Origin of the sequence: Clavibacter sepedonicus (assembly GCF_000069225.1) — a bacterium.
GTDB lineage: Bacteria > Actinomycetota > Actinomycetes > Actinomycetales > Microbacteriaceae > Clavibacter > Clavibacter sepedonicus.
Genome location: NC_010407.1, coordinates 1,494,673 through 1,515,859, shown reverse-complemented (window position 1 = coordinate 1,515,859; position 21,187 = coordinate 1,494,673). Strand labels below are relative to the sequence as shown.

The 21,187-nt window shown below is 72.0% G+C and carries 23 protein-coding genes and 2 tRNA genes; 9 read left to right on the top strand and 16 right to left on the bottom strand.

Annotated features, from left to right (window positions below):
* Positions 1–17: 17 nt before the first annotated feature.
* Positions 18–641 (top strand): 3-hexulose-6-phosphate synthase, encoded by a 624-nt coding sequence (hxlA, locus tag CMS_RS07150; protein ID WP_041464505.1) that lies wholly within the window; start codon positions 18–20, stop codon positions 639–641.
* 71 nt (positions 642–712) lie between these two features.
* Here hxlA and CMS_RS07145 read toward each other — a convergent pair whose 3' ends face one another.
* Positions 713–1,711, bottom strand: coding sequence for an NAD-dependent epimerase/dehydratase family protein (locus CMS_RS07145; RefSeq protein ID WP_012298820.1), 999 nt, complete (start codon positions 1,709–1,711; stop codon positions 713–715).
* Positions 1,708–1,929 carry a hypothetical protein gene (locus CMS_RS07140; RefSeq protein ID WP_049791904.1) on the bottom strand — a complete coding sequence of 74 codons (222 nt, stop codon included), beginning with the start codon at positions 1,927–1,929 and terminating at the stop codon, positions 1,708–1,710. Before CMS_RS07140 ends, CMS_RS07145 begins: the two co-directional genes overlap by 4 nt.
* Positions 1,930–2,070: 141 nt before the next feature.
* On the opposite strand from CMS_RS07140, the gene CMS_RS16560 reads away from it, so the two are divergent.
* A complete protein-coding gene (locus tag CMS_RS16560) occupies positions 2,071–3,210 on the top strand; it encodes a CPBP family intramembrane glutamic endopeptidase (protein ID WP_086935895.1) in 1,140 nt (379 codons plus the stop codon).
* Here CMS_RS16560 and CMS_RS07130 read toward each other — a convergent pair.
* From CMS_RS07130 to CMS_RS07115, 4 genes are all read right to left on the bottom strand, one after another.
* On the bottom strand, positions 3,092–3,781 hold the full coding sequence (locus CMS_RS07130; protein WP_012298818.1) for a GNAT family N-acetyltransferase: 690 nt from the start codon (positions 3,779–3,781) through the stop codon (positions 3,092–3,094). The genes CMS_RS16560 and CMS_RS07130 overlap by 119 nt on opposite strands.
* 53 nt (positions 3,782–3,834) lie before the next feature.
* Entirely contained in the window at positions 3,835–4,521 is a 687-nt protein-coding gene (locus CMS_RS07125; protein WP_012298817.1) for a uracil-DNA glycosylase, read from the bottom strand.
* A 10-nt stretch (positions 4,522–4,531) separates the two neighbouring features.
* Complete coding sequence (locus CMS_RS07120) at positions 4,532–5,254, bottom strand: Type 1 glutamine amidotransferase-like domain-containing protein (RefSeq protein ID WP_041464504.1); 723 nt, start codon at positions 5,252–5,254, stop codon at positions 4,532–4,534.
* A 193-nt stretch (positions 5,255–5,447) separates the two neighbouring features.
* Positions 5,448–5,523, bottom strand: a tRNA-Glu gene (locus CMS_RS07115).
* Between the two features lie 179 nt (positions 5,524–5,702).
* Between CMS_RS07115 and CMS_RS07110 the strand changes: the two genes are divergently transcribed.
* The 3 genes from CMS_RS07110 to CMS_RS07100 all read left to right on the top strand — a co-directional run bounded on the left by CMS_RS07110 (position 5,703) and on the right by CMS_RS07100 (position 8,129).
* A complete protein-coding gene (locus tag CMS_RS07110; protein ID WP_041464503.1) occupies positions 5,703–6,341 on the top strand; it encodes an MBL fold metallo-hydrolase in 639 nt (212 codons plus the stop codon).
* 36 nt (positions 6,342–6,377) lie between these two features.
* Complete coding sequence (locus tag CMS_RS07105) at positions 6,378–6,797, top strand: DUF3592 domain-containing protein (protein ID WP_041464933.1); 420 nt, start codon at positions 6,378–6,380, stop codon at positions 6,795–6,797.
* A gap of 228 nt (positions 6,798–7,025) precedes the next feature.
* A complete protein-coding gene (locus CMS_RS07100) occupies positions 7,026–8,129 on the top strand; it encodes a TerC family protein (protein WP_012298813.1) in 1,104 nt (367 codons plus the stop codon).
* A gap of 68 nt (positions 8,130–8,197) precedes the next feature.
* Here the strand turns inward: CMS_RS07100 and CMS_RS07095 are convergent, their stop codons facing one another.
* Positions 8,198–8,995: an SDR family NAD(P)-dependent oxidoreductase gene (locus tag CMS_RS07095; protein ID WP_012298812.1), complete on the bottom strand. Its 798-nt coding sequence runs from the start codon at positions 8,993–8,995 to the stop codon at positions 8,198–8,200.
* 55 nt (positions 8,996–9,050) lie between these two features.
* Here CMS_RS07095 and CMS_RS07090 point away from each other — a divergent pair, with 55 nt between their 5' ends.
* Both CMS_RS07090 and CMS_RS07085 read left to right on the top strand, forming a co-directional pair.
* Complete coding sequence (locus CMS_RS07090; protein WP_012298811.1) at positions 9,051–9,665, top strand: TetR/AcrR family transcriptional regulator; 615 nt, start codon at positions 9,051–9,053, stop codon at positions 9,663–9,665.
* A gap of 54 nt (positions 9,666–9,719) precedes the next feature.
* Positions 9,720–10,730: an aldo/keto reductase family protein gene (locus CMS_RS07085; protein WP_012298810.1), complete on the top strand. Its 1,011-nt coding sequence runs from the start codon at positions 9,720–9,722 to the stop codon at positions 10,728–10,730.
* A gap of 72 nt (positions 10,731–10,802) precedes the next feature.
* On the opposite strand, the gene CMS_RS07080 is transcribed toward CMS_RS07085, so the two are convergent.
* The 8 genes from CMS_RS07080 to CMS_RS07045 form a co-directional block, all read right to left on the bottom strand.
* The gene (locus CMS_RS07080) at positions 10,803–11,429 is read right to left on the bottom strand and encodes a hypothetical protein (RefSeq protein WP_041464502.1); all 627 of its coding nucleotides are present in this window, start codon (positions 11,427–11,429) and stop codon (positions 10,803–10,805) included.
* A 521-nt stretch (positions 11,430–11,950) separates the two neighbouring features.
* A tRNA-Gln gene (locus CMS_RS07075) sits at positions 11,951–12,022 on the bottom strand.
* A 90-nt stretch (positions 12,023–12,112) separates the two neighbouring features.
* Positions 12,113–13,078 carry an NAD(P)/FAD-dependent oxidoreductase gene (locus CMS_RS07070; protein WP_223842754.1) on the bottom strand — a complete coding sequence of 322 codons (966 nt, stop codon included), beginning with the start codon at positions 13,076–13,078 and terminating at the stop codon, positions 12,113–12,115.
* Positions 13,071–14,591, bottom strand: coding sequence for a glutamate--tRNA ligase (gene gltX, locus CMS_RS07065; protein ID WP_012298806.1), 1,521 nt, complete (start codon positions 14,589–14,591; stop codon positions 13,071–13,073). Before gltX ends, CMS_RS07070 begins: the two co-directional genes overlap by 8 nt.
* Positions 14,592–14,604: 13 nt before the next feature.
* Positions 14,605–15,378 (bottom strand): hypothetical protein, encoded by a 774-nt coding sequence (locus tag CMS_RS07060; protein ID WP_012298805.1) that lies wholly within the window; start codon positions 15,376–15,378, stop codon positions 14,605–14,607.
* A gap of 2 nt (positions 15,379–15,380) precedes the next feature.
* The gene (locus tag CMS_RS07055; protein ID WP_012298804.1) at positions 15,381–16,154 is read right to left on the bottom strand and encodes a fumarylacetoacetate hydrolase family protein; all 774 of its coding nucleotides are present in this window, start codon (positions 16,152–16,154) and stop codon (positions 15,381–15,383) included.
* A 57-nt stretch (positions 16,155–16,211) separates the two neighbouring features.
* The gene (locus CMS_RS07050) at positions 16,212–17,381 is read right to left on the bottom strand and encodes a branched-chain amino acid aminotransferase (RefSeq protein WP_012298803.1); all 1,170 of its coding nucleotides are present in this window, start codon (positions 17,379–17,381) and stop codon (positions 16,212–16,214) included.
* Between the two features lie 8 nt (positions 17,382–17,389).
* Positions 17,390–18,457 (bottom strand): 3-isopropylmalate dehydrogenase, encoded by a 1,068-nt coding sequence (locus CMS_RS07045; RefSeq protein ID WP_012298802.1) that lies wholly within the window; start codon positions 18,455–18,457, stop codon positions 17,390–17,392.
* Between the two features lie 105 nt (positions 18,458–18,562).
* Here CMS_RS07045 and CMS_RS07040 point away from each other — a divergent pair, with 105 nt between their 5' ends.
* Positions 18,563–18,817, top strand: a complete 255-nt coding sequence (locus CMS_RS07040; protein WP_041464501.1) for a DUF6458 family protein — start codon at positions 18,563–18,565, stop codon at positions 18,815–18,817.
* 37 nt (positions 18,818–18,854) lie between these two features.
* Here CMS_RS07040 and CMS_RS07035 read toward each other — a convergent pair whose 3' ends face one another.
* The gene (locus CMS_RS07035) at positions 18,855–20,396 is read right to left on the bottom strand and encodes an MFS transporter (protein ID WP_012298800.1); all 1,542 of its coding nucleotides are present in this window, start codon (positions 20,394–20,396) and stop codon (positions 18,855–18,857) included.
* Between the two features lie 120 nt (positions 20,397–20,516).
* On the opposite strand from CMS_RS07035, the gene CMS_RS07030 reads away from it, so the two are divergent.
* On the top strand, positions 20,517–21,140 hold the full coding sequence (locus CMS_RS07030; protein WP_012298799.1) for a TetR/AcrR family transcriptional regulator: 624 nt from the start codon (positions 20,517–20,519) through the stop codon (positions 21,138–21,140).
* Positions 21,141–21,187 lie beyond the last annotated feature (47 nt).

The following is a 21,187-nucleotide window of genomic DNA, read 5'->3' as shown; positions in this document are numbered from 1 at the left end:
ACAGGAAGAGGAACCACATGAAGCTCCAGGTAGCCATGGACGTGCTCACCACCGCCGACGCTCTCGAGCTGGCCGGCAAGGCCGCGCCGCACGTCGACATCATCGAGCTGGGCACCCCGCTCATCAAGGCCGAGGGCCTCTCCGCGATCACCGCGATCAAGGAGGCGCACCCCGACAAGATCGTCTTCGCCGACCTCAAGACGATGGACGCCGGCGAGCTCGAGGCCGACATCGCGTTCTCCGCGGGCGCCGACCTCGTCACCGTCCTCGGCGTCGCGGGCGACAGCACCATCGCGGGCGCCGTGAAGGCGGCCAAGAAGCACGGCAAGGGCATCGTCGTCGACCTCATCGGCGTCCCCGACAAGGCCAAGCGCGCGAAGGAGGTCACCGAGCTCGGTGCCGAGTTCGTGGAGATGCACGCGGGCCTCGACGAGCAGGCGGAGGACGGCTACACGTTCGGGAACCTGCTCGAGGACGGCAAGGCGTCCGGCGTGGCGTTCTCCGTCGCGGGCGGCGTGAAGGCGTCGACCATCGCCGATGTGCAGGCCGCGGGCGCCGTGGTCGCCGTCGCGGGCGGCGCGATCTACTCGGCCGACGACCCGGCCGCGGCCGCCGCCGAGCTGCGGGCCGCCATCCGCTGATCCACCAGCGTGGACCCCGAGCGCCGCGCTCCCGTCCTCGGACGGGGCGCGGCGCTCGTGCGCGGGGCCGTTCAGCCGAGCGTCGCCAGGACCTGGAGCTCCTCGGCGCGCGTGAGGCCGGATGCACGGGCCCGGTCGATCCCGCGTTCCCGCTCGTCGGCCAGCACGTCCCGCATCGTCTCGGCGAGCGGACGACGCGCGACGCCGAGGGCGCGGATCCCCGCGTCGCTCCGCGCCAGCATCCCGGCCGCCTCGCTCGGCAGCCACAGCGGCAGGGAGCGCGGGCCGGCCCAATGCCGCACGTCGGCCGTGGCCAGCTGCGCGTCGGTCGCCGCCACCCGCTCGCCCGTGGATCCCGCCGCCTCCGCCGCGAGGTCCAGCACGTCGGCCAGCGGCACGCTCTCGCCCACCGCGTCGACCACGCCGTCGAGCGCGCGCACGCCGACGTCGACGACCAGGTCGGCGAGGTCGCGCGCGTCGATCACCTGGGATCGACGGCCGGTCGCGTCGGGCACGAGCACGGGTCCGTCACCCGCGAGCGCGAACCGGGCGGGCCAGTAGCCGAATCGGTCGCTGTCGTCGCCGGGTCCGGTGATGAGGCCGGGGCGCACGATCATCCGCCGTCCGGCGAGCGCCGCGGTCACCGCGCGCTCGGCCGCGACCTTCGCCTGCCCGTACTCCTCGAGGTCGACCGGATCCACCAGCGCCGCCGTCTCGTCGGCGCCCGGGTCCTCGTGGGACGCGTAGACGGACACGGTGCTGACGAGCGTCCAGTGCCGGGCCCGGGCGGCGAGCGCCGCGACAGCCTGGCGCGCGTGCTCCGCGGAGGACGTGAGGTCCACGACCTCGTCCCAGTCCGCGCCGGCGACGGCGGCGTACGCGTCGGGCAGGTCGCGGTCGGCCGCCACGAACCGCGTGAGGTCGGGCGCGGATCCGCCCGCGCCGCGCGCCAGGCACGTCACCCGGTCACCGCGCGCCGCCAGACGCTCCGCGATGAGGCGGCCGATCCACGCGGTGCCGCCGAGCACGAGCACGTCGCGCGGGGCCGCGACCACGCCGGCGTCGCTCACGACTCGCGCGCGGGCGTCGTCTTCCCGGGCCGCACCGACGCCGTGTCCGCGACGTCGATCCGCGTCACGCCGCCCTCCTGCTCGGTCACGTCGATGCGCGTCGCCGCATCCGACTCCACCGCCTTGGGCGCGGTCGTCAGCTGGTCGTGCCGCTTCTCCGCGAAGTCGGCGTCGCGGGCCTCGTCGTGCCCCTGGTCCTCGTGCTGGTCCTGCTGCATGGGTGCGCCTCTCGTCCCGACCACCGTACGCGGACGCACGGCGACGACGGCGTCCCGTCGACCCTCCGCCGCGCCCTCCGCCGCGCGCCCTCCGCCATCGGGTGGATCCGCGCACGCCACCACCCCGCGTACCGTGGCGGCATGAGCGCACAGGAGCCGACCACGCCCGACCACGCCGAGAACCCCGGCCCGCCGGTCGCGCCGCCCGTCGACCCCGGCGCTCCCCCTGCGGCCGGGACGCCCGGCACGCTCCCGCCCGAGCTGCCCCCTCTCCCCGAGCGCCCGCCCGTCCCTTACCACCACGGCCTCCGGGACACGGGCGGCCCGTGGCGCGGCATCGTGGCGCTCGTCCTGTTCGGCGTCGCGTTCCTCGGCCTGTCCCTCGTGTTCGGCGGAGCCGCCATCCTCATCGAGATTCTCACGGGCCGGATGGACCCTCACGACGAGGCGTCCCTCACGACCATGACGCCCATCGTCCTGCTCGCCACGAACCTGTCGCTCGCCGCGCTGATCCCCGTCTCGATGCTCCTGCAGCGCTGGCTCTTCGGCGTGCGGATGGGCGCGATGTCCTCCATCGCCGGCCGCTTCCGCTGGCGCTGGCTCGGCCGCGTCGCGACCGTGATGGCGCCCGTCTTCCTCGTCTACATCGGCGTCACGTTCGCGCTCGACCCCTCGGGCGAGGTCCGGTTCGACGGCGAGGTCATGCTGTACCTGGCGATCGTGCTGCTCACCACCCCGCTGCAGGCGGCGGGCGAGGAGTACGGGTTCCGGGGCCTCATCCAGCGCTCGGTCGGATCCTGGTTCCGCAGCACCTCCATCGCCCTCGTGGTCGGCGCGGTGGTCTCCAGCTCCCTCTTCGCGCTCGCGCACCTCGCGGAGGACCCGTGGCTCATCGCCTACTACTTCGTGTTCGGCCTCTCCGCCACGATCTCGGCCCGGCTCACGGGCGGCCTCGAGGCCCCCGTCCTCATCCACGCCCTCAACAACACGCTCCTGTTCATCCCCACCGTGATCCTCGGCCAGATGTCGCAGAGCTTCGACCGCAGCGCGGGCACCGGCGGCCCGTTCATGCTCCTGCCGATGGCCGTCGTGCTCGGATCCGCGCTCCTCACCGGCTGGTGGGCGCGCCGTCACCGGATGGAGTCGGTCGCGCCCCGCCCGCTCACCGCGAAGGAGGAGCGGCGGGAGCGGGAGCGGGCGTGGTGGGCCGAGGAGCGGCAGCGCCAGGCGTCGCTCGCCGCCTGGTCCGCTCCCACAGGCTCGGCCGCTCCGCCGGCTTGAGCGTCAGCTGCATGGTTACGGTGCCGAGCCAGCGGCCGAACTTCCAGCCGACGCGCCCCATCCGCCCGCTCTCCGTGAAGCCGAGCGACGCGTGCAGCCGGATCGAGGCGTCCGCGCCCTGGTCCGCGATGACCGCGATGACCTCGCGGATCCGCGCCTCCCGGCATGCGTCGACGAGTGCCACGAGCAACGCCCGCCCGAGCCCCTTGCCGGTGGACGCCGCGCCGAGGTAGATCGAGTCCTCGACCGTCGTCCGGGACGACCGCCGGTTGCCCACGGGCTCGACGAGCGCGTACCCGAGCACCTGCCCCGACGGCGAGACGGCGACGAGGAACGGCATGCCCATCCGCTCGAGCTGCCCGAACCGGCCGCGCCACCGGGCGAGGGTCATGCGCGTCTCGTCGAAGGTGACGGTGCTGTTCATGACGTAGTGGTTGTAGATCTCGCGGATGTCCGGGAGGTCGGACGTGACGGCCGGCCGGATCTCGTAGGAGAAGACGGGCAGCGGCGGTGCGGGCTTCCGGAGGTGGGCGGGCAGGCGGCGCCTGGTCTGGTATTCCTCCTCGAGCATGCCGCGATCCTACGGGGACGGCCGCGCGCGCGGACCGATCATGCGGTGCGCGCTCAGAGCCGCCAGTCGACGGGATCGGCGCCCTGCTCGGCGAGCAGCGCGTCGGCCCGGCTGAACGGCTTCGAGCCGAAGAACCCGCGCGACGCCGACAGCGGGCTCGGGTGCACCGAGGTGATCGACGGCACGGGGGCGAGCAGCGGCGCGAGGGATCCCGCGTCCTTGCCCCAGAGGATCGCGACGAGCGGTCCGCCGCGCGCCGCCAGCCCGCGGATGGCGCACTCGGTCACGGCCTCCCATCCCTTGCCGCGGTGGGAGGCGGGCGCGCCCGGCCGCACCGTGAGCACCCGGTTGAGCAGCAGCACGCCGCTGCGGGTCCACGCGGTGAGGTCGCCGTGCTCGGGCGTCGGGATCCCGAGGTCGTCCCGCAGCTCGCGGTGGATGTTGACGAGGCTCCGGGGCACGGGACGCACATCGGGCTCGACGGAGAACGACAGGCCGACGGGGTGGCCGGGCGTGGGGTACGGGTCCTGCCCGACGATGAGCACGCGCACGTCGGCGAGCGGCTGCTGGAACGCGCGCAGCACGCGGTCGCCCGCGGGGAGGTAGGGGCGGCCGGCGGCGACCTCGGCGCGCAGCCACTCCCCCATCCGCGCGATCGTCTCGGCGACGGGCGCGAGCACGCCGGCCCAGCCGGCGTCCATGAGGCCGCGCTCGACGAGCTCGGGCAGGGTCAGCGGCACGGGCGGCGGATCAGGACGCACCGGCGGAGCTGACGGTGACGCCCGTCTCCGAGCCGATGACCGACCAGACGCTGCCGCGCCCCTCGACGACCAGCTGGCCCTCGCCCACGATGAGCACGGTGCCCTCGTCGATGGCGACGCCGCCCTCGACGAGCCCGGCCTCGGTGGCCGCGATGAGCCGGGTGAGGGTGCCCCACTGGGCGGCGTGCACGTCGACCGCGACGTCGATGAGGCCGATGCCCTGCTCCACGGTGACCTCGTCGAGGTCCTCGCTCGCGGACTCCTGCACGACCTCGACGTCGCCGATGCGCCAGCCGCCGACGATGGCGGTCTCGGCGGCGACCGCGGCGCCCGCGGAGAAGCCGAGGTACGGGACCCCGGCGGTGACCTGGCGGCGGATCTCGCCGAACACCGGCTCGAGCGCCTGGCGGTACGCGGGAGTCAGGCCCCCGCCGACGACGATGCCGTCCACGTCCTGCAGCTGCGCGACCTCGATGGATCCGCCCTCGGGGGCCAGCACGGCGACCGGCTCGCACGCGCCCGCGGCACGGAGCGCGGCGGCGTACTGGTCGAACCACTCGGCGCCCAGGCCGTCGTGGACGAGGACCACGGCGATGCGGGCCGGCTCCAGCCGGGCGGCATCGGTCGCCCTCGTCGTCGCCTCGGACAGGAACCGCGCGAGGAGGGGGGTGTCGTCATCCGACAGGCCGCCTCCGACCAGGTGCACACTCACCCCTCGACGGTACAGGGCCCGGCCGTGCGCCGAGGTCCGCCGGGCACCCGGCACAGGAGCCGAGGCGCCCCGGGCAGGGCGACCGAGGCGCCCGGGGAGGGGCGACCGAGGCGCCCGGGGCAGGGCCACCGAGGCGCCCGGGGAAAGAAGAAGCCCGGGCCCTCCGCGAGGAGGGACCGGGCTGGTGATGCGTTGGTGACCCCAACCGGATTCGAACCGGTGTTACCGCCGTGAGAGGGCGGTGTCCTAGGCCGCTAAACGATGGGGCCGCTTTTGCAACTCGTCGAGTATGCCACAGCGCGCACAGCCCGACCAAATCGAGCCCCGACCGGGCCGGATCCGCCCGATCCGAGGCCGTCCCGCGGCCGGTCGCGCGCCCCCGACCGGCGCCCACCGATGCCCCCGCGCTCGGTTTGCCCCTGCCGCCTGGACGGTGTTGGCTCCTCTCATGCGATTGACGAAGCTCGAGCACGCGGCCCTGGTCCTGGAACTGAACGGGCGCAAGCTCTTCATCGACCCGGGCTCCTTCACCACCCCCATCACGGAGGCGATGAACGCCGACGCCATCGTCATCACGCACGAGCACCCGGACCACTGGACGCCCGAGCAGCTGAAGCGGATCCTCGACAGGAACGAGGGCGTGCCCATCTACGCACCCGAGGGCGTCGCGGCTGCGGCCGGCGACTTCGACGTCACGGTCGTGCACGCCGGCGACACCGTCGAGGCCGGCCCCTTCACGCTGCGCTTCTTCGGCGGCACCCACGCGGTCATCCACGACTCGATCCCCGTGGTCGACAACCTCGGCGTCCTCGTCAACGAGACCCTCTACTACGCGGGCGACTCCTTCACGATCCCCGAGGGCGTGGACGTCGACCTGCTCGCCGCACCCGCGGGCGCGCCCTGGATGAAGATCAGCGAGTCCATCGACTACGTCCTCGCCGTGAAGCCGCGCCGTGCGTTCCCCACGCACGAGATGGTGCTCTCCGCGGCCGGCAAGGGCATCTCGAACGGGCGCCTGCAGTGGGCGACGGAGCAGGGCGGCGGCGAGTTCCACGCCCTCGAGCCCGGCGATAGCATCGACCTCTAGGCCCGTTCGGGCTCGACGAGCGGACGGGTGGACGGCATGGACGGTCTCGCCGCGGCGTCGCTCATCGTCGAGTTCCTCACGTGGATCGCGCTCGTCCCCGGGATCCTGCTCTACGTCGCCGGCCTCTCCGTGCGCGTCGTCGGCCGGCGCTGGACGGCGACCGAGGGCCTCGTCGCGGACGAGCCCGCGCGCGAGGACGGCGCAGCACCCGAGCGGGTCCTCCGCTGGTTCGACGGCGACGGCGACGTGCACGAGGCTCCGGCCGACACCCCGGAGACCCACGACCTCGCCGCCGGATCCGACGTGCGCGTCTGGTTCTCGCCGCGCTCCCCATGGCGCGTCCGCACGCACGCGCCCGAGCTCGACGGCCGGGCGCTCCGCGTGACCGGCCTCGTGCTCATCGGCATCGGCGCGCTCGCGGCCGTCGCCGGCATCGTCCTGCTCTTCCTCGAGTAGCGGCGGCAGCCGCCCAGCTGGGCATCCGCCGTGGTGGTCCGGAGCGCTCCATGCGGGCGTATACACTCGTGTCCCGAAGGGGAGTACTCCCATCCGGCGGTCGTGTCGTCAATACGGTCGGACCACTCCGACCCGTACGGCCGGTTCCGCGAGTCACAGCTCGCGGGGTGGAGGAGACCTTCAGTACCCCACCGGACCCGTCGAGGTCCGAGTACTGGAGAACCCCCAATGGATGTCCCCTTCTGGCTCTGGGCCGCGACCGTCGCAGCCGTCCTCGGCCTGCTGGTCTTCGACTTCTTCGCGCACGTGCGGAAGGCGCACGAGCCGACGCTGAAGGAGTCCGCGACCTGGTCGGTCGTCTACATCGTCATCGCGCTCGTCTTCGGCGTCGGCGTCGGCGTCTTCTCGAACTGGACCTTCGGCGGCGAGTACTTCGCCGGCTACGTGACGGAGAAGGCGCTGAGCGTCGACAACCTCTTCGTCTTCCTCATCATCATGTCGAGCTTCGCCGTGCCGCGGGCCTTCCAGCAGAAGGTGCTGCTCGTCGGCATCGCGATAGCGCTCGTCATGCGCGGCATCTTCATCGCGATGGGCTCCGCGATCATCGACAACTTCTCCTGGGTCTTCTACCTCTTCGGCGCGCTGCTGCTCGTCATGGCCTACAAGCAGATGAAGGAGACGCACGACGCGGACGAGTCCGACTCGAAGCTCATCCGCACGCTCCGCCGTTTCATCCCCACCTCGGACCACTACGACGGCGACAAGCTGACGACCCGCGTCGACGGCAAGAAGCTCTTCACGCCGATGTTCCTGGTGATGCTCGCCATCGGCCTCACCGACGTGCTGTTCGCGCTCGACTCCATCCCCGCGATCTTCGGCCTGACACAGGAGGCGTACATCGTCTTCACCGCCAACGCCTTCGCGCTGCTCGGCCTCCGCCAGCTCTACTTCCTGATCTCGGGCCTCCTCGAGCGCCTGATCTACCTCTCGCAGGGCCTCGCGGTCATCCTCGGCTTCATCGCCGTGAAGCTCGTGCTGCACGCCATGCACGTCAACGAGGTGCCCTTCATCAACGGCGGCGAGCCGATGCTCTGGGCGCCCGAGATCCCGATCTGGTTCTCGCTGTCGTTCATCCTCCTCACCATCACGGTGGCGACCGTCGCGAGCCTCGCGAAGACGAAGCGCGACGCGAGCGCCGTCGAGGGCACCGACTCGGCCACGGCCGTCGCGGGCGAGAAGGCCCCGGCCGGCGCGGACGACGACGCGGCGCGCGGCTCCGGCCGCAGCGTCGACGTGAGCCGCGACGCGGATGCGGACGCACCGCGCCGCTAGCCCTCCCCGCACGACCACGACGCCCGCTCCCGGATCCGGGGGCGGGCGTCGTCGCGCGTGCCGCGCGGTCAGCCGAGTCGGGTGCCGCCGATGCCGCCGTCGACGTCGAGCAGCGCGCCGTGGATGAACGCCGCCTCGTCGGACACGAGGTAGCGGACGGCGAAGGCGATGTCGACCGGGCGCACGGGCACACCGACGACGGTGCTCGCGGCCATCGCGGCGACCGCGTCCGCGTCGGCCGCGTTCCCCGGCGTCGAGGTCGCGCCGGGCGCCACCGTGTTGACGTGCACGCCGCGCGGCCCGTACTCCGCCGCCCATGTGCGCGTCATCTGCTCGATCGCGGCCTTCGACGCCGTGTACGCCGCGCCGAACGGGATGCCCACACGGGACATCCACGAGCCGACGTTCACGATCGCGCCCGTGCCGCGTGAGGCCATGGCGGGCGCGAGCTCGGCGACGAGCACGTGCGGCGCGCGGACGTTGACGGCGAGGATCGCGTCGAGGTCGTCGTCGGCGAGGCCGGCGGTCGCGCCCACCGGGTAGACACCCGTGTTGTTCACGAGGATGTCGACGCGCCCGCCGAGGGCCGCCGTCGCGTCGCGGGCGAACGCCCGGATGCCGTCGTAGCCGCCCGCGAGGTCGGCCGGCACCGCATGGGCGGTGCCGCCCGTCGCGGTGATGGCGGCGACCACGGCGCGGGCGCGTTCGACGTCGCGGCCGCTGACGACGACCTCGGCGCCGGAGGAGGCGAGCACGCGGGCGACGGCCTCGCCGATGCCGCTGGTGGATCCGGTGACGACGGCCGTGCGGCCGGCGAGCCGGGTGTCGAGGACGAGGGACTGGAGGACTTCTGCGTTGGACTGCATGGTCCAATTGATAGCACGCGCTGGACCATCCGGTCCACAAGGGTAGGATCGAGGCATGGCCGAGCCGAGGATCACCGAGCGCGGGCGCCGCACCCGCCAGCGGATCATCGAGGCCACGGGCGAGCAGATCCTGGCCACCGGCATCGGCGGCACGACCCTCGACGACGTGCGCGCCGCGACGCTGACGAGCAAGAGCCAGCTGTTCCACTACTTCCCCGGCGGCAAGATCGAGCTCGTGCGCGAGGTCGCCGAGTGGGAGGGCCGCCAGCTGATGGAGGCGCAGGAGCCGCACATCCACGACCTGGGCTCCTGGGACTCGTGGGAGGCGTGGCGCACGGGACTCGTGGACTACTACATCGGCCGCGGGCGGTGGGCGTGCCCCATCGGGTCGCTCGCCACGCAGGCCGCGGCCGTCGACGCCGAGCTCGAGCGCACGATCGCCGCGTCCATGCGCGCATGGCGCGCGTTCCTCGCGCGCGGGGTGGAGCGCATGCGCGAGGCGGGGCTCGTCGCCGCGACGGCGGATCCCGAGCGCATCGCGACCGTGATCCTCGCGGCGATCCAGGGAGGCCTGGTGCTCAGCCAGCCGGAGCGCTCGGCCTGGCCGCTGGAGGCGGCGCTCGACACCGCGCTCGCACCCCTGCACGTCATCCGCTCCCCCACCGCCTGACCCGTCGCACACTTTCGTGCGGGCCCGCGGAGGTGCCCGGCGTACGGTCGGACCATGGAATTCAGATACCTCGGCAACTCCGGCTTCAAGATCTCCGAGATCACCTACGGCAACTGGCTCACCCACGGATCGCAGGTCGAGAACGACACCGCGACCGCGTGCGTGAAGGCTGCGCTCGAGGCGGGGATCACCACCTTCGACACCGCGGACGTGTACGCCAACACCAAGGCGGAGACCGTGCTCGGCGAGGCGCTCAAGGACGAGCGACGTGCCTCGATCGAGATCTTCACCAAGGTCTTCGGCCCCACCGGACCCAAGGGCCACAACGACGTGGGGCTCTCGCGCAAGCACATCATGGACTCCGTCCACGCGTCGCTCCAGCGCCTCCAGACCGACTACATCGACCTCTACCAGGCGCACCGCTTCGACTACGAGACGCCGCTCGAGGAGACGATGCAGGCCTTCGCCGACGTCGTCCGCCAGGGCAAGGCGCTCTACATCGGCGTGAGCGAGTGGACCCCCGCGCAGCTCCGCGAGGCGCACGGCCTCTCCCGCGAGCTCGGCTTCCAGCTGATCTCGAACCAGCCGCAGTACTCGGCCCTCTGGCGCGTCATCGAGGAGGAGGTCGTCCCCACGTCCGCCGAGCTCGGCATCTCGCAGATCGTCTGGTCCCCCATCGCGCAGGGCGTCCTCACCGGCAAGTACAAGCCCGGCCAGGACCTGCCCGCCGGATCCCGCGCCACGGACGACAAGGGCGGCGCCGACATGATCTCCCGCTTCATGAACGACGACACGCTCACCCGCGTGCAGGCCCTCCAGCCGGTCGCCGACGAGCTCGACCTGTCGCTCGCTCAGCTCGCCGTCGCATGGGTGCTCCAGAACGAGAACGTCGCGTCGGCGATCATCGGCGCCTCGCGTCCCGAGCAGGTGCACGAGAACGTCAAGGCGTCGGGCATGAAGATCCCCGCGGAGCTCCTCACCCGCATCGACGACGCCCTCGGCGACATCGTCGAGAAGGACCCGTCGAAGACGAGCGAGAGCTCGCCGAAGGGGCGACTCGCCTGATCCGCAGCACCTGAATACGACGACGGCCCCGCTCGAGCATCTGCTCGAGCGGGGCCGTCGTCACGAGGCGCCTCAACCCGCCTTCGTCAACTCCGTCATTTCCGCGACCGCTTTCGCATACCTCTTGGAGAGATAGACCGCTGCGGACCGGGCAGCAGCGCCGCGCAGAGTCCAATTCCTGATCCAAGGCGGCGAGGACTTCCCCAGCGGCAGGAAGGCGGAGGCCAACATGAACGCAAACGAGGATACTAGGCTGGCCGCGCCGCTGGCCGCGTAGTTGCCGAGCATGAAGGCGCCTAGGGTGATCACGACTATCACGGCCATGGCCGACAAGATGTAGACGCTGGCGCGCTCGAATGCAGTCTTGGCCCTGTATCGATCTCTCACGACGTGGAACCCCGCAAAGACACCGAGCGCGGCGCCGCATGCCGCCAAGAGCACCGCGGCTGGAATGGTCGCCAAGGGACCACCGGTGACGGAGTAGAGGCAAGTGGCCAACGCCATCCCGACCACCGAGTTCGTCACCACGACCATCGCGACAGGTACTTCAGATCGACGCCGGACAGCCGCCAACCTGTGCCGACCCCAGGTCCGAATGCGCTTGGCGGCGGCCAACTTCTCGTCTTCGTCGAAGGCCAGGAAGCACCCGAGCTGAGCCGCAAGAAAGATGGTGAGCGTTACCGCGGGAACCTCAGCCACCAGAGCGCCTACTCGCCGGACATCGGAAAATGCAGCCACAAGAGTGAGAACGAATGCGGGCACAATAGAAGCGGCAAGCATCTCGGCGGCCAAGCTCAGATTCCGCCGGACGCCGGCTGTGCGACTCATGACCCATGACCCATCGACCCCCGAGGATCAGGACATAGAAGCCCAGAAGCACAGGAACGATGACGCCGAACTCCCATCCCACGTGGTTGATGACCACCGCTCCGATCTCTGCGCATCTTGCGACGTAAGCCGCAAACTGCTGCGCGCCGTTACCAGAATCCACCAAACCGATCATCGCCCCGGTGAACATACAGGCCACGAAGCTGAAAACCGATATCTCGCGAAGAGACTCCACGACAGGTCGCGTGGGCACGTCTTGCTCGGTGCTGCCAGATGCCAGAGCCATGGGAATCACACTAGCTGATGCGAGATGATCGAGAGGCGCGCGCGCAGCAAGTCACAAATAAGAAAGACCCGGATATCCGGGCTTTTTATTTTTTGCTATCTCAGTGCTGGGGTACCTGGACTCGAACCAAGAACAAAAGAATCAGAATCTTCCGTGTTGCCAATTACACCATACCCCAAGGCCCCGATGCGCGATCGGGCCTCGTCGAGTGTAGCCCACCGGCCGGATCCACGCCAAACCGGCGCGCGCCCGGCGGGCCGGCCGCCCCTCAGATGCGCGGCAGCAGGTCGCGGTTGATCGCGCTGGCCGCCCGCGCGCCGAAGCCGGCCGCGATGATCAGCTGCTGCGGGCCCGGCTGCGAGCTGTCGCCCGCCGCGTAGACGCCCGCGTGGGAGGTGCGGCCCTCGGCGTCGACGGCGATGTGGCCGTCGTGGTCCGTGTCGAGGTCGAGCCCTGCGAGGAAGTCGAGCGCGGTCGAGTAGCGCGGGCGCACGAAGCCGCCGGTGCGCGGGACGACGGAGCCGTCCTGCATCCGGATGCCGGTGACGACCGCGCGCTCGCCCTCGATGTCGGCCACGGGTCGGCGGTCGACGCGGATGCCGAGGGACGCGAGTCCGCGCTCCCCCGCCTCGTCGATGTGCGCGACGCCGTTCGTGAACACAACGATGTCGCGCGACCACTGCGAGAGCAGCAGGGCGCGCTCCACGAGGTCGTCGGTCTCGCCGATGAGGAACAGCGGCTCGTCGGCCTTCTCGTAGCCGTCGCACTCCATGCAGCTGTGCACGGCGGTGCCGTAGTAGGCGCGGATGCTCGGCAGGTCGGGCAGCGTCTCCACGAGGCCGGTGGCGATGAGGATGCGGCGCGCGTGCACCTCGCGGTCCGGCGCACGGCGCACGCCCTTGGCGCGGATCGTGAAGCCGCCCTCGGCGGGCTCCGCCGACTGCACGACGGCCAGCTGGAACTCGCCCTCGTCGTATGACTCCACCTCGACCTGGCCGAGCTTGCGGAGCTCGAGTGGGGAGATCCCGTCGCGCGTGACGAAGCCGTGCGACATGAGGGTCGCGGCGTTCCGCGGCCGGCTGCTGTCGAGCACGAGCGTGCGGCGTCGGGCGCGCACCAGGTTCAGCGCGGCGGACAGGCCGGCAGGACCCGCGCCGATGACGACGACGTCGTACGAGTCGCCGGTCACGATGGAGCCGGCGCCGGCATCCGAGCCGACCCCGGGATCACTCACCGAGCATCCCCGCGAGGCGATCGAGACGCGCGATGGTCTCGTCCTTGCCGAGCAGCACCATCGACTCGAACAGCGGCGGCGAGATGCGGCGACCGGAGATGCCGACCCGCAGCGGGCCGTAGGCGAGGCGCGGCTTCATGCCCATGCCGGTGATGAGCGTGTTCTGCAGCACCTCCTGCACGAGGTCGATGTCCCACTGCGTGTGCGGGACCCCGGAGAGCGCGCCACGGGAGGCGGCGAGCACCTCGGGGGCGTCGTCCTTGAGCGCCTGGACGGCCGCGTCGTCGTAGGGCAGCTCATCCGCCGTCGTGAAGAGGAAGGACAGCAGGTCGGGCGCCTCGCCGAGGAGCTGCATGCGCTCCTGGACGAGCGGCGCGGCCGCCTCGAGCATCCGCCGCTGGTCGTGCGTGAGCTCGGCGCCGACGACATCCGCGGCCTGCAGGTACGGCACGAGGCGCTGGGCGAAGTCGTCGAGCGCGAGCAGGCGGATGTGGTCGCCGTTCAGAGACTCGGCCTTCTTCAGGTCGAAGCGCGCGGGGTTCGGGTTCACGTCGGCGACATCGAACGCGGTGACCATCTCCATCCGGCTGAACACGTCCCGGTCGTGCGTGAGCGACCAGCCGAGCAGCGCCAGGTAGTTGATGAGGCCCTCGGGGATGAAGCCGCGGTCGCGGTGGTGGAACAGGTTCGACTCGGGGTCGCGCTTGGAGAGCTTCTTGTTGCCCTCCCCCATCACGTAGGGCAGGTGCCCGAAGCGCGGGATGGCGTCGGCCACGCCGATGTCGATGAGCGCGTGGTACAGCGCGATCTGCCGCGGCGTCGAGGAGAGGAGGTCCTCGCCGCGGAGCACGTGGGTGATCCCCATGAGCGCGTCGTCCACCGGGTTCACGAGCGTGTAGAGCGGGGCGCCGTTGGGGCGCACGAGCACGAAGTCGGGGAAGGATCCGGCCGGGAACGTGACCGTGCCGCGCACGAGGTCGTCGAACGAGAGGTCGGTGTCCGGCACGCGGAGGCGGAGTGCGGGCGAACGGCCCTCGTCGCGGAACGCCTGGCGCTCCTCCTCCGTGAGGTCGCGCTCGAAGTTGTCGTAGCCCATCTTCGGGTCGCGGCCGGCGGCGCGGTTGCGCGCCTCGATCTCCTCGGCCGTCGCGAAGCTCTCGTACAGGTGGCCGGATGCGGTGAGCTTGGCGATCACATCGAGGTAGAGGTCGGTGCGCTGCGACTGGCGGTACGGCGCGTGCGGCCCGCCGACGCCCTCGCCCTCGTCCCAGTCGATCTCGAGCCAGCGCAGCGCCTCGATGAGCTGCTCGTAGCTCTCCTCGCTGTCGCGCGCGGCATCGGTGTCCTCGACGCGGAAGACCAGCTTGCCGCCGGTGTGGCGGGCGTAGGCCCAGTTGAAGAGCGCCGTGCGGATGAGCCCCACGTGCGGCGTCCCGGTCGGGGACGGGCAGAACCGGACGCGGACGTCCGTCCCGGTAGCGGTGGTCACGGGGTGCGCGGTTGTCTCAGTCATCCTGGATCCGATTCTAGGGCGCGGGCGTGGCCTGGCCCGCGGTCCCCGGCTGGCCGTCAGCGCAGTACGGCTCCAGCAGGTCCCACCGGTCGTACTGGTCGCCGGGCGGGACGCCGCACTCGAGGAGGACGGCGCCGGCGTAGCGCGTCGGGTCGAGGCCCTCGAGCGTGCCGGATCCGCGGAAGGCGCCGTCGCAGCCCGTGACCGTCACGTGCGCGGACTGGGCGGAGCCGAGGTACCCGATCACGTAGCGGGCCGCTCGGTCGAGCACGGGATCGAACGAGGTGATCTGCAGCGGCCACCCGAACAGCGGCCCCACGAGGTCGCGGTCGCGGAGGTCCGCGGCAAGGAAGGCGGCCCAGGTGTCCGGCGGGGCGAGGCTGTCGGCGACCGGGGTCGCGGACCCGTCCCGCTTGTCGAGCTCCAGGCGGAGGGCCGGGCGCAGCGCGGTGTCGACGCGCGTCACGCGCTGCGTCGTGGAGCCGAGTCCGGGCTGCTCCCCCGCGCTCGGGATCCGCACGGTCATCACCCGCACGGCGAGCAGCTCGTCAACCGGGCCGGCCGCGGGCTCAGCCCAGTCGATGGAGAGGTCGGCGGGCGTGCATCCGGCCGGCAGCCCGAGCTCCGCGGCACCCGGGGTGGGCGACGGGGTCAGGGCCGCGGAGGGCGGCGCGGATGCATCCGGCGTCTCGAGCCCGTAGTCCGACACGTCGTAGACGCAGCCCGAGAGCAGCGCGACCGCCGCGGCCGCCAGCGCGAGGCGCGCCGCACGGCCGGTGCGGATCACGGTCAGGCGCGGGCGCGCGCGGGGTTGGAGAGCGTGCCGATCCCCTCGATCGACACCTCGACGACTTGGCCGTCGGTGAACGGGCCGACGCCCGCGGGCGTGCCCGTGAGGATCACGTCGCCGGGCAGCAGGGTCCAGACGCGCGACGCGAACGCGATGAGCTCGGGGACGGTGTGCACCATCTCGCTCGTGCGGCCCGACTGGCGGAGCTCGCCGTCGACGCGCGTCTCGATGAGCGCGTCCTCGAACGAGCCCTCGGTCTCGATGACCGGGCCGAGCGGGCAGAACGTGTCGTACCCCTTGGCGCGGGCCCACTGGCTCTCGGAGTGCTGGATGTCGCGGGCGGTCACGTCGTTGCCGATGGTGAAGCCGAAGATCGAGCGCGCTGCGTCCTCCACGGACACGTCGCGCGTGATCCGCCCGATGACGACCGCGAGCTCGCCCTCGTGCTCGACCCGCTCGCTGTCGGCGGGGAGGCGGATCGCGTCGTCCGGGCCGATGACCGAGGTGTTCGGCTTCAGGAAGATGAGCGGCGTGGTCGGCGCCTCGCTGCCGTGCTCGGCCGCGTGCGCGGCGTAGTTGCGGCCGACGGCGACGACCTTCGAGCGCGGGATCACCGGCGCGAGCAGGCGGGCGTCGGCGAGCGGCACGCGCTCCCCCGTGGTCTGGTAGCCGCTGAACATGGGGTCGCCGGAGAGGACGACCAGGTGGCCCTCCTCCTCGTCGAGGATGCCGAAGCGGGGGTCGTCACCGGTGCTGAAACGCGCGATCTTCACGAGACACGACCCTAGCCGTGCCGGCGGCGCGCGGCCGCCGGCACGGGCCGACGCGCGCTACGCGTCGAGACGCGTGAGCCAGCCGTGGCGGTCCGGGATCCGGCCGTACTGGATGTCGGTCAGCTCCTGGCGCAGCGACATCGTGAGCTCGCCCGCCGGCGCGTCGATGTCGCCCACGTCGAGGTCATCGCCCATCAGGCGGCCGATGGGCGTGATGACGGCCGCGGTGCCGCACGCGAACACCTCGGTGATCTCGCCGGACTCGATGCCGTCGGCCCACTCGGCCAACGTGACGCGCCGCTTCTCGACCGTCAGGCCGCGGTCGCGCGCCAGCTCGAGGATGGAGTCGCGCGTGATGCCCTCGAGGATGCTCTCCGAGTCCGGCGTGACGAGACGGCCGTCCTCGTAGACCAGGACGATGTTCATCCCGCCGAGCTCCTCGAGGTAGCGGCCCTCCTCGGAGTCGAGGAAGAGCACCTGCGCGCAGCCGTGCGACGCGGCCTCGGCCTGCGGGAGGAGCGAGGCGGCGTAGTTGCCGCCGCACTTGGCCGCGCCCGTGCCGCCCTTGCCCGCACGGGAGTACTGCGTGGAGAGCCAGATCGAGACGGGCGCGACGCCGCCCGTGAAGTAGGCGCCCGCCGGGCTCGCGATGACGTAGTAGCCCACGCGCTGGGCGGCGCGCACGCCGAGGAAGCTCTCGTTGGCGATCATGAACGGGCGGAGGTAGAGGCTCTGCTCGGCGGCCGACGGCACCCAGTCGATGTCGGCTCGGACGAGCTGCGTCACCGACTCGACGAAGTCCTCGGTGGGCAGCTCCGGCAGCGCGAGGCGGCGGGCCGAGCGCTGGAGGCGGGCGGCGTTGCGGTCGGGGCGGAAGGTCCACACGGATCCGTCGGCGTGGCGGTACGCCTTCATCCCCTCGAAGATCTCCTGGCCGTAGTGCAGCACGCTCGCGGCGGGATCCAGCTGGAGCGGCCCGTACGGGACGACGCGGGCGTCGTGCCAGCCGGCGTCGAGGGTCCAGTCGATCTGGACCATGTGGTCCGTGAAGTGCTTGCCGAAGCCGGGGTCCGCGAGGATCGCCTCCCGCTCGGCGTCGGCGCGGGCGCTCTCCGACGGGGTCTGCTCGAAGGACAGGGGGAAGGCGGTGCCGGTGCTGCTGGTGGAGGCTGTGCCGCTGGTGGAGGCTGTGCTGCTGGTGGAGGCTGTGCTGCTGGTGGAGCTCATGTGGTCCTTCAGTGGTTCGTGGAGAGGGCGCGGAGGATGGCGTCGCCGACCTCCGCGGTGGATCGGGGTGCCGCGTCGCCCGTGGCACGCGCGGCGAGGTCGTCAGAGACCGCCGCCGAGACGCGCGCCGCGGCCTCCGAGAGGCCCAGGTGGTCGAGCAGGAGCGCGACCGAGAGGATCGCGGCGGTCGGGTCGGCCTTCTGCTGCCCGGCGATGTCGGGCGCGGATCCGTGCACCGGCTCGAACATGCTCGGGAACGCGCCGGTCGGGTTCACGTTGCCCGACGCCGCGAGGCCGATGCCGCCCGAGATGGCCGCGGCGAGATCGGTGATGATGTCGCCGAAGAGGTTGTCGGACACGATGACGTCGAAGCGCGACGGGTCGGTGACCAGGAAGATCATCGTGGCGTCGACGTGCAGGTAGTCGACCGTGACGTCCGGGTGCTCGGCGGCGACGCGGTCGACGGTGCGCTGCCAGAGGGATCCCGCGAAGGTCAGCACGTTGGTCTTGTGCACGAGGGTGACGCGCTTGCGGTCGCGCTTCTCGGCCAGCTCGAACGCGAACCGCACGGTGCGCTCCACGCCGTGCGCCGTGTTGACGGACACCTCGGTCGCGATCTCGTGCTCGGTGCCGCGACGCAGCACGCCGCCGTTGCCCGCGTACGGGCCCTCGGTGCCCTCGCGGACGACCACGAAGTCGACCTGGCCGGGCGCGGCGAGCGGCGATGCCACGCCGGGCAGCAGGGCCGTCGGCCGCAGGTTGATGTAGTGGTCGAACGCGAAGCGCAGCTTGAGCAGCAGGCCGCGCTCGATGATGCCGCCGGCCAGGCGCGCGTCGCGGGGGTCGCCGCCGACGGCGCCGAGCAGGATCGCGTCGTGCTGCGCGAGCGCCGCGAGGTCGGAGTCGGTGAGGATCTGCCCCGTCTCGAGGAAGTGGCCGGCGCCGAACGGGTACTGCGTGGTGTCGAGCGACACGTCCGCGGGGACCGCCTCCCGGAGCACGCGGAGGGCCTCGTGGACGACCTCCGGACCGATGCCGTCCCCGGGGACGACGGCGAGCGAGATGGTGCGGGGCATGGATCCTCCCGGGACTCGTGGCTTTCCGGACAGGCTACCTGTCCGTCGACTGGCCCCGCTCGCTAGGCTGTGCCGACCCCGACCGCACGACAGAAGGACACCACCATGAGCATCGGACTCGGCATCTTCCTCGTCGTCCTGCGGGCGATCCTCGCCTTCGCGGTCGACATCACCGTCCCGGGCGTCGACCTGCAGCTCGTCGGCTACATCCTCATGGGCAGCGGCGCACTGGTGATCATCATCGGCGTCGCGCTCCTCGCCCGCCGCCGCACGGCCGTCAGCGAGACGCGCACCAGCATCGACCCCGCCACCGGCCAGCGAGTCACGCGCCGCGAGCGGTCGGACGACAACCTCATCTGATCGGCTCCCCGGACGCGCTGCCGCGTGCCGCGAGCGCTCAGTCGTGCGAGCTCGCACGGCGGAGGCTCGTCAGCGAGATGACGATGGCCCCGACCATGAGCGCCGCGCCGATGATCGAGGTCGTCACCACGCCGCCGTCGAACGCCTGGTGCGCCGACTCGAGCAGCGCGGCCCCGACGTCGGCCGGCACGCGCTCGGCCACCGAGACCGCTCCCCCGAGCGTCTCCCGCGCCGCGGACGCGTCGCCGTCGGAGAGGCCGGCGGGCAGCACGAGCCCGGTCCGGTAGCTGGCCGTGAGGATGCTGCCGAGCACCGCCGTGCCGAGCACCGCGCCCACCTCGTACGCCGTCTCCGACACCGCGGACGCCGCGCCCGCCTTCGCCGGCGGGACGGCCGCGATGATCAGGTCGTTGGAGATGGTCTGCGACGCGCCGATTCCCGCGCCCAGCAGGCAGAACGCGAAGACGAGGAGCCCGACGGACGCGCCCCTCCCCGTCGCCGCGAGGATCACGTAGGCGACGGCCGAGAACGCGAGCGCGATCGCGACGACGCGGGACGGACGCGCGCGGGCCACGATCGGCACGATCACCAGCCCCGAGACGATGACCACGACGGATCCCGGGATGAGCGCGAACCCGGCGGCGAGCGGGTCGAGCCCCGCGACCAGCTGGAGGTGCTGCGTCACGAAGAAGAGGAAGCCGACGAGCGAGACGACGCTCAGCAGGTTGACGAGCACCGCCCCCGTGAAGACCGGCTCGCGGAACAGCGCGACGTCGAGCATGGGGTTCCGTGCCCGCGACATGCGGCGGACGAAGAGGATCCCCGCGACCACGCCCACGACGGGCGCGGCGATCGCGAGCGGCGTGACGCCCTCGGTCGCGAAGGTCTTGATCGCGTAGACGATGGGCGCGACCGTCGCGAGCGACAGCAGGATCGCGATCCCGTCGATGGGCCCCGGTGCCGGGTCCTTCGACTCGGGCACGAGCACGGGCGTGAGGATCAGCAGGGGCAGCAGCACGGGCACGGCGACGAGGAACACCGATCCCCACCAGAAGTTGTCGAGCAGCACGCCGCCCACGAGCGGGCCGAGCGCGGATCCGCCGGAGAAGCCCGACGCCCAGATGGCGATGGCGAGGCGGCGCTGCTTCCGGTCGGTGAAGATCGAGCGCAGGAGCGAGAGCGTGGAGGGCATGAGCATCGCGCCGAAGAACCCGAGCGCGGCGCGGGCGGCGATGAGCTGCGACGCGTCGGTCGCGAACGCGGCGAGGGCCGAGACGAGGCCGAAGCCGGCCGCGCCGATCATGAGCAGGCGGCGGCGCCCGTAGCGGTCCCCCATGTTGCCCATCGCGACGAGGAGACCGGCGAGCACGAGCGGGTAGGCGTCGATGATCCAGAGCTGCGCGGCGCCCGACGGCTCGAGGTCGCGCGCGATCGACGGCATCGCGAAGCTCAGCACCGTGTTGTCGATCGAGACGAGCAGCACCGGGAGCATCAGCACGACGAGCGCGGCCCACTGGCGTCGCCCGGCCCGGCCGGCGACGGCGGTCACGGGGACGGATGCGGTGCGAGGCGTGGACATGACGGGGCTTCCTGACGTCGGGATGCGGGGTGCACGGCGTACTGGCGGGGCCGCGGGAGCGACCGGGATCACTGTACCGTCCGGTCGGTACAGTGGGCAACTCGCCGCTACGCTGGATCCATGCCCGCCACACCGCCCGACGACCCCGCACGCGCGCCCGAGCCCGACGCCGGATCCGACCCCGCGTCCTCCTCCGCCGGGAGCGCCCGCGACCGGATCCTCGACGCCTTCGAGGAGCTGCTCGTGCAGCAGGGTGAGCGCGGCACGACCCTCGAGTCCGTCGCCGCCGCGGCCGGCGTCTCCAAGGGCGGGCTGCTCTACCACTTCGGCGGCAAGGAGGCGCTCGTCGACGGCCTGCTCGCCCGCATGGCCGCGCTCGCGCAGGCGGACGTCGCGCGCCTCCGGGCGGCCGAGCGGGGACCGGTCGACCTGTGGATCCGCAGCTCGCTGTCCACGGCCACGCCCTTCGACCGCGCCTACGTCGCGACCTCCCGGCTCGCGCAGGGCAACCACCCGCGCGCCCGCGACACGCTCACGCACCTGCAGGACGAGTGGGCCGCCGTGATCCTCGAGGCCGTGGGCGACCCGGCCGTCGCGCGCGCCGTGCTCCTCATCGGCGACGGCCTCTACTACAACAGCGCGCTCCAGCCGTGGCTCGGCGGCTCCGCTCCCGCCGACGAGGCGCTCGACGAGCTCATCCGCGTGGTCGACGACCTCGTGCGGATCCGCTCGACCCGCGGCTGACCGGGCCCGCCGCCCACGGATGCGCCGACCCCGGACGCACGTGAGGG